Origin of the sequence: Salinicola sp. MH3R3-1, from assembly GCF_001937155.1 — a bacterium.
GTDB lineage: Bacteria > Pseudomonadota > Gammaproteobacteria > Pseudomonadales > Halomonadaceae > Salinicola > Salinicola halophyticus.
The window spans coordinates 36,000-48,115 of sequence record NZ_MSDP01000012.1 but is presented as its reverse complement, the minus strand read 5'-3'; the positions used below and the strand labels follow the sequence as shown (position 1 = coordinate 48,115).

The window sequence follows — 12,116 nt, the reverse complement described above, 5'->3', positions numbered from 1 at the left end:
GCAAACTCTGAATAGTAAAAGAGGCCTTCTTCCTCGCAGAGGCGACTGATGAAGTTGAAGTCGCTCTCTCGGTACTGCACGCAGTAGCTGCGCGCGGGATAGTCGCGACGCAGGTCGAAGCGGTAGCGGCCCTTGGCCAGCGCATGGCCGTCGAACACCTGGGTCAGCACCTCGACCACCGAGCGGTCCTGGAAGATCCGGCTGTCGCGGCCGAGCTTCAGCATCGAAAGCCACGGCACCAGCGTGAGCTGGTAGTAGGTGACGCCGCCGTCTTCGCCCAGCAGTGCTGCCTCGGAAACCAGGCCGTGCAGGCGGCGATAGCTGCCGTCGGCCTGCAGAATCGACAGGTTGGCCGGCTGCGCCATCAACGTCTTGAGTTCGATGTCACCCTGCTGGGAGATGCAGTCGAGGGTGTAGGTGAACGGTTCGCTCACCCGCTCTTCGCCAACCAGCCGATGCGGCAGCAACGAAGCCCCGGCGATCTCCAGCGTCAGCAGCCGCTGGGACTGCGACAGCCCGATATCGAAGGTGTCGAGCAAACTATCCAGCATCGTCTCTGCCATCTTGGCCTCTCCGCCATCCCACCACCCGCTGCTTGTACCGCCACGGTGTCGATGGCTAAATTAACGCTCGTTGATGAGTCCGCTTGGCCGGGCTCGACCTCTCACACTTGCCAGGAAGCCCGGATCGATGAAAGGCATCGTTGTACTCGGTGACGCCACCAGCCACGGCGGCAAAGTCATTACCGCGCAGAGCAATTACCTGATCGACGGCAAACCGGTTGCCTGTGTTGGCGACAAGGTCACCTGCCCAAAGGACGGTCACGGCAGCACCAATGCCATCGTCGAAGGTCATCCGACCATGAAAATCAACGGCAAGCCGGTGGCACTGCATGGCCATAAGACCGCTTGCGGCGCCTCGCTGATCTCGTCACACAACGGCGACAGCGGTCACGAGTGATTGCCTGACTGCGCGGCCAAGGCCGCGCAGGATTGTAAGCGCCAGGCCGTCGAACGGGTTTCGCCTTCCACACTGAGAACCAACGCGCTTTCCACTGGCGATAGCGGTGCGATCGCCAGCGCCAAGGCCAGCGCCGTCACCGCCTCGCCCGGCCATCCACAGAATTGATCGATGCCGATGCCGTCATCGATCATGTCGATCTCGGGCCAACGCTCGATCAGCGCACTACCGATTTCCACCGCTCTGCCGGGTAGGCCCATCGCATCGATGACGACCCGTGCCGGCGAAGTGCTTGCGCCGACCTCGTCGGCAGAAGCATCCGATGTTTCGGCATCACCGAACCCAGCTGCCGAAGTCGTCGCGGCCAAGGGCCAGGCGTCCGATAACAGCTCGATCAAGGCCTGGCGTTTGGCATGATCGCGCCGCGTCGCCCGAGCCGGATGATCGTGGGTCACGCCTTTCTCGATTTGCCAACCGGTGTCGAAGCCATCGTCTTCGGGCAGTAGTCGCTGTACCAGGAGCGCAATGACGGCCTCTCCCACATACAGGCCTGCGCTATTCGAGGAGCGCCCCAGTAGGCGACGATGCTGCATCGACGCGACGTCTTCGTCGTTGAGCAGCGAATCCGCGCTGATCCACAGCACGTGAGGCATTCCACCGCTATCGCCGACGCCCAACACGGTATGCGGGTCGCCATCTTGCGAGGTGCGGTGAATCTCCCCCAACGCCGAAGCGTATTGTGTTTCGACGATGGCGGCTCGTAGGTGCTCGACGACGATGGCAGCCGCCTCCGGCGAGCGCATTGGCGCAGTCAGCACGACATCGAAGGCGGTATCTTCCGGCAGCGACTCGAGCATCATCAGCGCTTCGATCACGATCGTCTGAACCAGCTCATGGAGCCTCAATGCCTTGGCTTCGAAACGCCCTAGCCGAAGCTCCTGAACCGGCATGACATCAGCGATCCGATGAACCAGCAGCCGAAAACCGTCCGGGCCATGGAGGGAAGAAGAGAGTGCCGGCGATTGCGCCTCCGGCACGGCGCCAGCGCCGACGAACCCAGACGCGGTCAACGCCACGCCATCGAGGAGTCGGAGCCTACCGGCGTCATAATCGTTCCGCGCCGAACTCGGCTCTTCGACTGGCTCGATGGGCTGCTGGCGCTGATGAAGCAGATCAAAAATCGAGGCGCGAGACATGGTCAGTAGTCGTCATCCTTGGACTGCGTGCCCAGCGTGTCGCGAATGTTATCGATGACACCGTTGTCCTTGATCACATCCTTGAGCCACTCTTCCAGCGGCATGCGGCCCCACTTCACGGCACGCTCGATCAGATACGGCACCGGACTGTGGGGCTCGCGCTCCTTGAAGTAGCGTGCCACACCATTGAGCATTTCGAAGGCTTCGTCGCGGCTCTTGGGTTTGGTCCGCAGCTCACCGCCGGGCTCGGTAGCGGGCGCCGTAAAACTGGGCTCGAGGCGTCCCGGCGCTTCGGCTTCCGCCTCGGCGATAGCCGCAGCTTCATCCTCCACCGCGATACCGGCACCACGCTCACGCAGCAGCTTCTCGGTGAGATCGCGGCACTGGACCAACACTTTTTCGAGGGAGGAAAAACTCGGGGCATCGCGGCCGAAACGCTGGTCGCTGACTCCATCCAATTGCGCCAGCGATACCAGTGACGCAGCGATAGCAGCGTGCCGCTCCTGTAGAAATGCCGTACTGCTGAGAACGACGGAACGCTGAAAGATCTCGTCGTTGATCTTGCCCTCGCCCAGCGCCCGATCCATCGCATCCGGGTCGTTACGGGCCTGGTTCTCTACCTGACGGGATTCGTCGTAGTCGGCCAGGCTATAGCCGTCGCCGGCGACCAGCGGCAGTGTGCGCACAACGTTGACCAGGGTATCGACCAGCCATCCCAGCCGCGCGGCGCGCTCATCGAGATCATCTTCGTCGATTTCGGGATAGAGCGATTCCCAGTACTCGTCGATAAGACGTGTTGTCAGGGCCAAGCCAAACCGGATCCCATCGAAGCCTTCTCGATGTACCAGCCCCTCGCAAAGCCAGCCGGCCAGTTGCAGGTCCTTGCTCTGCTCCGCTAACGCCTCGCTGGTCAGATTAACCACCTGGCCCCAGTCAGACTGTTTGAGCTCCGTCTGCCACTCGCCTTGGGGCAGGTAGGTCGGGTCGGCTCGACGCGCCTCCTTGATCTGATCGAACAGTATCGAAAATGTCAGATCCTCCCCGCTACCACCATGGCTACCGCCCTCGATGGGCGCGAGAAGCGCATCGATGGAAAGCTCGCCGAGTTGCTCCATATCTTCGACCTCACACGCATTGAAGGCCGTGGCGGACTACGGCGTCGTCCGACCAGCGGCGGCATTGATTCACGCAGAAAGGCAGCAGCCAAACGGGACACGCATCGGTTCCTGCCGGAGCGCTGTGGCATGGGCCCGAAAGCCCCTGCGGCCTGCCTGGGTCAATCAACGATGGCCATTCATCGAGCTTCTTACCTGCACGGCAGGACGAATAGCAAAACCAATCAAGAACATGCTCACCGTTCGCCGCCATGACCGGTGAGCATGTCGATAGCCGCTCCGAAGAGCGGCGAAGCAACTTAGGCGTAGACCTTGTTGCGAGTGCGATCCCAACCGCCTGCGACGTTGCCGCCGCCCTGGCCATCGGAACGCTTCTGCTGGGTGTAAGTGATCTTGATCCGCGCGTAGTTGAACTTGACGGTTTCGTACGGCAGATCATGGCGGTCTTCGCTATCGTTCTGCTCGAAACCGGTAGACGTAGAAGTCCCTTCCATTTCCGTGGAGGAAACGATGACTTCTTCCAGCTTCACTTCCATGTAACGCACTTTGTCACCACCGGCGCGGTTGACGTGGAGCACGACTTCCTTGATGTGCTGACCTTTACAGCAGGACTCGAACAACTTGGCAGAAGCCTTGTCGACGAACTTCTGAATGCGGAATTCACTCAGATTGACACGTTCGGCAGAGGCGCCCCCAGAGGAACTGGCCGTTGCGGAAGTTGCTTGGCTAGCACCAAAGTCGAAGCTCTTAAGTTCGATCCAATCCGTGTGCTTGTCATCCAGACTCTCACCGGGAATGCCATCGATTTTGAGGTAAGCATCAAAAGCCATTTTCTCAGTTCTCCTAGTTTCCTACCTACGGGATGACGCCCTCATGAATGGAAGCCTGAGCCCGACCCCATGAGCAGCATCTCTTTGCCAACCTGACATCACCAATTCATCGGCGATGAAAACGTAGCGGTCAAACAAACAGTTGTTTTTTAAAAGTAAAAAACAGCATCACTCAAATAACAATCGCCCATTACAGCGAAATAGCGTCATCCAGAACGTCGGATGTTAGGAAATTGGCCATGCCATATATATCCAATTTCCTACACAGCCTGAACTGTTTCAGAATGACATCTCCGTGTGCAGTTTTTCACAAATCCTCACTTAACCCAGATTATATAGCCCTATTTTTACTTTTAAAGCCGATTAACACACTTAACTACATTTTATATATTTCGTTACACATTGCGATTTATCGTTAACCGATCGCCTACTCATTCCTGCTTTCTGACCTCGATCTCTACCCGCCGATTGGGCGCCAGACAATCGATCAACGCCGCACGCGATTGACCGCGATCACAGGTCACTAGCGGGCGTTCGCTGCCAGCTCCTTTCGCCTCGATCAACCCTGCAGGCACGCCCTTACCGATGAGGTACTGACGGATGGTCATGGCACGCTGGAGCGAGAGCTGCTGGTTGGCCCGCTCATTACCAATTGGGTCGGCATGACCGGTGATCAGAATCTGGCCGAGATCCTGGGTATTGAGCAGGCGCTCGGCCAGCTCATCCAGTTCCTTCTGCCCTGCTGCCTGCAGCCCCGAATAGTCGCCGCGCCCGAAGGCAAACAACGTGTCGGACTCCAGAACGATGGTTTCCGAGCTGGTCAGAGTCTGCTCCAGCAGGCTGTCGATGTAATTGCGGCTGCTGGATATCAGGAAGGCATTGGCGGAGATTCTCGGGGCATCGTTTTCCTGCACCTGAGCGCTGTAGAAATCGATCTGACGACCCGCATAACGATAGTCGACCTGATTCTCGTCGATCGTGGTGCCGGTTCGGTGCTGAATATCGGGATACCAGAAAGCCGGAAGCTGAGCGCGCAGTACGTCAGAATCGATGTCGGCGCGATCGAGATCGGACATCATCAGATAGGTATCCAGCGTGGAACGCCCGAATTTGGCTAGCGAATCCGCGCTGTTATCGCGAGGTCGCGCGTAAGGAGCGACAGTTTCCGGCCCTTCGACGGCATGCAGTTCATCGCTGTTCCGCCGGTAGACATCAATGGTGGTCAGCGTGAACAGCGAACGAGTCAGGTTCTGCTCGACTGGCTCCAACATCACCGGTTGCAGCTGATCGAAATAGCGCTCACGGATTGCCGGCTCGATTCTGTCTCCCTGATATAGCCCCCATCCCATCGACCACGGCACCCCATCGCCCTGCCGACGCTGATAGTAGTGGCTTCCCCAATCCCGCAGCGCATCCAGGCTCGACCAGCGTGCATACCGTTCGGGATGTTGATCATCCTGTTCTACGGCATCGGCAAAGGTCACGGACATGGCAGCGATCTCGCCATGATTGCGCACCGCGGAGGTGATCCAGAGCGCGCAGCAGATAGCGCCGAAAATGCCTGCCGCCAGTGTCCAGCGCAGCTTGCGACGCCGACCACGCACGTCACTCGAGTAGAGGGCTGCGAGATGCTGATCGGCAATGATGACCTGACGAAACAGGTTGGCGATAAAGAACGGATGATTGGTGCGCTCGCCGGTCAACGATTCCGGCTTGGCCAGAGAGAAATGACGACCGATGCGACCGGCATGCTCCCCCTCGATGGCGTCGCCTTCCTGCAGCGCGCTGACGAAATAGAAGCCTCGCAGCAAAGGCGCGCTCTGGTAGGGATTGGCGTTGGTCAACGCCTCGACGAAGCGAGTCAGCGGTTCGCGCAAGGCAGCCAGTTCGAGCGGGAAACGAAAGGCAGCGACCTCTCGACGCGTATCGACGACATCGCGCTGCACGATTTCGTCATCACCCATCTGCAGCCAATGCTGGCAAAGCTTTTCCAGTGCGGTATCGAACTGTTGGCTCCAGTTCACATCGCCAGGTTGCCGGTGCGCAAAGGTGTGCCCGAGCACGTCGCTTTGGCGCTGCGGGTCGAGACGTTCGAAGAAAGTGGTGAAACCCTCGATCAGGTCGCACTTGGTGAAGACCAGATAGATCGGCAGGCGCGCCTCCAGATGCTCGCGAGCCTCCTGAATCCGCTCACGCAGACGCCGTGCCAGATTGTTGCGCTGAGTATCACTGGCCTGGACTACATCACTGATATTGACCGCGACGATCAAGCCATTGAGCGGACAGTCTCGCCGATGCTGCTTGAGCAAAGACAGAAAGCCCTTCCACTTACCGGCCTCCTCCTCGCTGTTCATGTATCGACCCGCAGTATCCAGCAGGATCGCGTCCGAGCTGAAAAACCAGTCGCAGTGTCGCGTACCGCCCATTCCGGCGACCCGAGCGTTCTCTCTCTCGGCGAAGGGAAAATTGAGACCGGACTGATAAACCATGGTGCTTTTGCCGGCCGCCGGCTGGCCGACGATCATGTACCACGGCAGCGCGTAGAGCGCGTCCCTGCCCCGCTTCCCCTTACCCTTGCCGCTTTTTTTCAAGCGCTCGATCGTCGTCAACAGCCGCTCGCGGAGCAGGCTGATCTCTTCACGATCCTGAGGGCTGGCCTCGAGAACTGCCGCATCGGCGTCGTCCATCAGTAAATGCTCGAGGTTGCGCTTTTGCCCTACTCCCCGGTAGAGCAGCAGCACATAGAGTGCCGAGGCGAGCAGGAATGCAACGATGCCGGTCAGCAAGCTGGCAAGCGACGAAAAGCCGAGCGCCACCCCGAGCCGCCATACCAGAAAAATGGCCGCGAAGAACAACAACCCCAGAATGTAGGGCTGATACTTGAAGAAAGCGTATTTCAGATAAGCGAATTTCAAACGTTTCATCAGTCCATCTGCTCACTGTTGCCCATTCACGACGCCTGACGGCTGCGCGGAAATTGGGACATGAAATCGGCCAGGCTCAGTCGGGTATCCGGTAACGACAAGGTCCCGGGATGCGGCTCGCCATCAGCGAACGGCGCCAGCACGTCGATACAAAGCCGGCGGTCACCGGGATTCGACAGCACTTCAAAAAACGCCTCGGCGCTGCGCCACACCGGCATCAGCAACAAACGAGGGCGCATGAAATCATCGATCAACAAACTCATGACCGGAGCACCGCCATGGCAGGCGCTACCAAGCCATTGCTGCCAAAGGTCTGCAACCGGCCTCTTCAGGCCTCGCTCCGCCGGCAATGGAAGCAGCACCGCGAGCGTGCTGCCGGCCCGCCAGCTTTCCAGGGCGTAGTACAAGCGGTGCAAACTGGCGTTGCCGATGAATTCCGGCCAGCCCCACTCCAGCGCCCGCGAGATGTCGTCGAAGCTGTAATCCTGCAGAAACCGCTCGTGAATGCGCTGGTAGAGCGTCAAGTCCTGATCGGTCCAACGTCGTAGATCCTCGATCGCTACGGTCGGGTCAATCGGCACCGAGCCGTGTACGGAATCGGTCAGGATGTCTCGAGCCTGGCCGGCAAAGATTTCGCCCAGCGTATGCAGGTAAGGCAGCACCGACTGCCGCCCTTCCGTTTTCAACATCTGGAAAATGAAGAACGGATAGCGGCGACCGGAGGCATCGCCCGAGCTGATCATCGCGCCCATCACGTCGCTACCGTTGCGAGCGTGATAATGGAAGAAACAGACCGGCAGCGCATCGAACCGATGCATCCAGTCCTCATGATCAAGAAATTGCACCAGCGCGCTCTGCAACCACTGATCGAGTTCCTGAATCACCGTACCGGCGGCGTTCACCCCCACGAAATCGGCTTTCGCGGGAATCTTGCCAAAGCAGCCGATCATGCAGACTTCCTTCTCATCGCCTATCCCGTTGCATCGTTACCGACCCGCGTCCTGCATCCCGGGCCTATGGCTTTCGCGCTATTTCCAACGCCCTGTTGCTACCGTCATCGACTCATCGTTGGGATGCTCAGCGACTTGATTCGACGCAGATCCGATATTTTCACCCCGCCGAAATTGCGCACATCGAAGCTCACCGTGCCCATATAGGTGCGCCAGCTGAATCGCTGCCGAGCGCTGTCGATTGGCGTGATACGAGCACTCTCGATCATGCGCAGAAATCCCCACCGGTTGGGATAATCGAATACGGTGTGGCGCTGCCCGTTCCGATTGACGATATCCATGCGCGCACCGAAGGATTCGCCGTCGCCCGGCCAGATCAACCGCTCCCAGGATTGGGTGTTGTTACGATAATGCAGGCGCTGACCGTCGATGGTCAGAATGATGTCGGTCAGCCCCGCGGTCGGATTCATCTGCAGCTCGAAGCCATTGCGTAGATCGGAAAGACTATCTATGACCTGTCCAAGCGCGGTGGCATCATCGATGCTGGAGAGCATGCGTGGGTCGACCATCGGCGAGCGTTGGCCGCTGCCGGAACCGGCGAGGTCGCCAATTTCCTCCTGACGGAACTGAGACAGCGCCCCCTGGTCCGGGTCGATGAAATACTCCAGGTCGCGAACCGAAGCTTCGTTGACCGAATCGCTGACCGGGTAGCGCCCGGCGACCATCTGGTCCCAGGGTGTGACGATCTTGTCGTCCCAGGCCGCATTGAGCTGGTTCTTGGCGGGATCGTTGAGCGCCTTCCAGGTGTCCTCGACGGGGACTCGGAACAACGGCTCGAGCGCCTTGACCAGCGGTGCACGGGAAGTATCCACACGGGATGCTACAAAATTGCGCAGCCCGTTGATCTCGGTCGGCCGCCCCGAAAGCGTCGCCATAATCAGTGATTTACTGCTGCGGCCGACGTCCTGGGCGCTACGGACATTGTCGACTCGCACCTTGAGCTGACGCAGATCGAGCAGATACTGATTGAGCACGGAATTGTCGCTGCCGGTGGCCTCATCGGCAGCGAGCATTCGCGCCACCGGGCGGAAGTGACGAGTTAGCGCCCCATCGTTGATCTTCGGCAGTGTCGCCAGATCCACCGTGGCACCGCCATCGCCACTGTCGAAGACGCTCATGGCACGCCCCCAGAAGCTCTTGTCCTGCGTTTTGCCGCTGGCGTCCCCGTCCACGTCATTGGCCTGCGGATCGTCCCAGCCGGTATTGGCCTTGACCGCTTCCAGCACCTGGCGCAGCGGTGAACCCTGCAGATCGCTCAGCTCCGCCAGTCTTACGCTGGCCTGATCGAGGGTGTCGAAATGGGAGACGTGAGTGTTACCGAGGAAGCGTTCCCAAGCGATCGCGTAGTCGCGTTTGTAGCGCGTCATCAACTGGCTGACGAAGCGCGCCTTGGATTGCACGGCGTCATCGACGCTCTCGTCGTCCAGCACCCAGTCGGACTCGCGCTGCAGATCGCCGGATACCGTTTCGATAATCGCCGGGCGCAGGTACTCGTCCCATACCTGTCGGGTGTAGAAAGCGGGGACGGCCCGACTGGAATAGAAAAGCCGGCCAGGCATGTCAGGGGCCATTCTGGATAGCGTGAGCGGATCGTAGCGCTCCTCGACATCCAGCTGGTAGCGCAGGTATTCGCGATCGACCAGACTGCTATCGATCAGGAACGCGTTGAGCCGTTCGCGACTATCGGCGACCAGATTGTCGTCGCGCTCGAGCGCGGGCGCCGTCCCCTGCTGCAGGTAATGCACGTAGAGAGCGGCGTTATCCACGATGCTGTCACGCGATCGGGAAAGTCCTCGCCGGCGAACCGAGTCCTGCCACAACCGAGGCAGCGCGGCGGCGACGAAATCCCCTTGGTCCTGATGCGAAGCCGGATCGGTGAGGACGAGATAAAGCTTGAGTGAGGAGTAGCTTCCGATCAGCTGCTCGACGTCCTCCTGACTCAGTTGGGTCAGCATCTCTTCGGAGAGCGACGGGCCCTGCTCACCGGAGAGCGTCAGCGTCGATTCGTCACCGTTGCTGTCGCCGACGACGCTGCCCAGCTCACTGGTCCGGCTGCGCAGACCTTCTTCGAGCTCGGTCTCGGCATTGCTACGCGCCGAGTACCAGGCATCACGTGCACTGTCGGTGGTTCTCGAACGCAACTCACCACGAGCACGACTGCTCAGCTCTGACGCGCTCGTCGGTACGCTGCCCAACGTCGGGCGCGACGTCGAGCGCTCCTGCAGACGATCCAACGCGCCCTGGCCGATCGCCTGACCGCTGTTTCCCACCGCCTGACCGCTGTTTCCCACCGCCTGAGCGCTGTTGTCGACGGCGGCAGCGCCGTCACCATTCGATGAACGCGCCGTGGCATCGTCGCTCGCCGCGTCGGTATCGATTTCTCCGCCCGCCGTCGCAAAGCTGCCCAGCGAACGCAACTGACGTGCCAGCCGGTTCGCCAGCGGCGCCAGGACGTCTTCCCGCATCAGTGTGGCCCATGCCTGTTTGAGCGGATCGCGCAGCGCCTCCCCCTGATAGAGCCCCAGGTCCAACTTGAGCGGCACGCCGCTCTCGCGATGCCGTTCGATGGCCGCCAACTGCTGTTCCAGGTCATCGAGCATCGCCCGACGCTCGTGCTGCTTGAGCCTGCCGGTGCTGTTGCCAGCCGTGACGTCGTCGAGGTTCTGCTGAATATGATCGATCCACAGCTTGTTGTTGTAGGCGGACCAGCCCTGGGCGGCGATCGCCGCGACACCAAGCACGCCAACAGCACCGATCATGAACGCAGGAAACGCGCGTCGATCGCCGCGCTGAGAGTAGTAGAGGCTCAGGTTGCGGTCGGGAAAAACCACGTTGCGGAAGGTGTCGGTGATGAAATAGCTCTTCTCGCCGGTTCGCTTCGTCGGCGCCGAGACTGGGCCCGGTTCGAGAGCGAACTCGGAGCGTGTCTGCTCATCCAGCAACGGCGGTAGTGTCGGACCGGTCTGCAACGCACTAGTGAAATATAGGCCGCGCAAGACTGGCGCCCGCTCACCCTGCTGCTGAATGTCGAACTGTTCGAGAAAATCGCTGAGCACGCCGGAGAGTTCAGCGAAATAATCCGGGAAGCGCAGCAGCTCGCTGTCGGCATCGCTACCCTCCTCGATCATGCGCCGATCGACACGCTGACGAAGAGCTGCCACTAGTGTCGGAAAACGCTGCTGAAATGCGCCGGTTACGCCGTCACGACGCAACTCATCTAACGAAAACGTCAGGCCCCAGGGCTGCTGCCGCTCGGTGGCATCCAGCGCCTCGAAGGTCCGTGTGAAACCGGGCAGCAGATCGGCCTTGCTGAAGAACAGATAGACCGGCGGATTGATACCCAGGCATTGGCGATATTCGGCCACGCGGGCAACCAGTTTCTCGGCCAGCGCATGCGCTTCCTGGCGGGACTTTTCGAGCAGCTCAGGCAGGCTGACCACCATTACCAGGCCGTTGATGGCGGGTTTGCGACGCTGTTTGCGCAGCGTCTTGAGAAAGTCGGCAAACTCTCCTGCGGGGCGATCTTCGACCAGATAACGTCCGGCGGTATCGACCATTACTGCCTCGCGACTGAAGTACCAGTCGCAGTGTTGCGTGCCGCTGATAGATGACAGATTGCTGCCGCCCGCCATGGTCGCGGAAAGCGAGGAGCGGGTCAGCAGTGACGTCTTGCCGGAGGCGGCCATGCCGATAACCAGGTACCACGGCAGTTCGTAGAGAGACGCCTTGCCGCCGTCGACGGAACGCGCGGCGCGCTGCATCGCCATGGCGTGCTTGAGACGCTCGCTCAGCACCTGGTAGTCACCGGACTCACTTTCGGCAGCGTCACGGTGGACTTCCAGCTCCACCAGGTTTTCGATATTTCTTTCCGCACGAATACGGTGGTACTGGCGCATCACCACTATCAGCAGCCATACCGCCGTCACCAACGCCATGGCAATGAAGATCAGCTCGCGCTCTTGAGTCACCATGGGCAGCAGCACGACGCATAATGCCAGCCCCATCAACCACAACACGATGGAGAGCGGCCAGAAGCCTTTCAGCGAGCGCAGGAATCGAAGAAAACGCATCGTACGGGCTC

General features: G+C 59.9%; 8 protein-coding genes. 1 reads left to right on the top strand and 7 read right to left on the bottom strand.

Annotated features, from left to right (window positions below; all coding sequences use genetic code 11):
• The coding region (vgrG, locus tag BTW08_RS08790) for a type VI secretion system tip protein VgrG (protein WP_139313604.1) at window positions 1–563 on the bottom strand (563 nt) is incomplete at its 3' end.
• A gap of 127 nt (window positions 564–690) precedes the next feature.
• On the opposite strand from vgrG, the gene BTW08_RS08785 reads away from it, so the two are divergent.
• Window positions 691–960, top strand: coding sequence for a PAAR domain-containing protein (locus BTW08_RS08785; protein WP_075562149.1), 270 nt, complete (start codon window positions 691–693; stop codon window positions 958–960).
• Here BTW08_RS08785 and BTW08_RS08780 read toward each other — a convergent pair.
• The 6 genes from BTW08_RS08780 to BTW08_RS08755 all read right to left on the bottom strand — a co-directional run bounded on the left by BTW08_RS08780 (window position 951) and on the right by BTW08_RS08755 (window position 12,105).
• Complete coding sequence (locus BTW08_RS08780) at window positions 951–2,156, bottom strand: hypothetical protein (RefSeq protein WP_075562148.1); 1,206 nt, start codon at window positions 2,154–2,156, stop codon at window positions 951–953. The genes BTW08_RS08785 and BTW08_RS08780 overlap by 10 nt on opposite strands.
• A gap of 2 nt (window positions 2,157–2,158) precedes the next feature.
• The gene (tssA, locus tag BTW08_RS08775) at window positions 2,159–3,271 is read right to left on the bottom strand and encodes a type VI secretion system protein TssA (RefSeq protein WP_075562147.1); all 1,113 of its coding nucleotides are present in this window, start codon (window positions 3,269–3,271) and stop codon (window positions 2,159–2,161) included.
• Window positions 3,272–3,570: 299 nt separating this feature from the next.
• Entirely contained in the window at window positions 3,571–4,101 is a 531-nt protein-coding gene (locus BTW08_RS08770; RefSeq protein ID WP_075562146.1) for a type VI secretion system tube protein Hcp, read from the bottom strand.
• Window positions 4,102–4,532: 431 nt separating this feature from the next.
• Window positions 4,533–7,025: a type VI secretion system membrane subunit TssM gene (tssM, locus tag BTW08_RS08765; protein ID WP_075562145.1), complete on the bottom strand. Its 2,493-nt coding sequence runs from the start codon at window positions 7,023–7,025 to the stop codon at window positions 4,533–4,535.
• Window positions 7,026–7,051: 26 nt separating this feature from the next.
• On the bottom strand, window positions 7,052–7,975 hold the full coding sequence (tagF, locus tag BTW08_RS08760; protein WP_075562144.1) for a type VI secretion system-associated protein TagF: 924 nt from the start codon (window positions 7,973–7,975) through the stop codon (window positions 7,052–7,054).
• A gap of 104 nt (window positions 7,976–8,079) precedes the next feature.
• Complete coding sequence (locus BTW08_RS08755; RefSeq protein WP_075562143.1) at window positions 8,080–12,105, bottom strand: type VI secretion protein IcmF/TssM N-terminal domain-containing protein; 4,026 nt, start codon at window positions 12,103–12,105, stop codon at window positions 8,080–8,082.
• Window positions 12,106–12,116 lie beyond the last annotated feature (11 nt).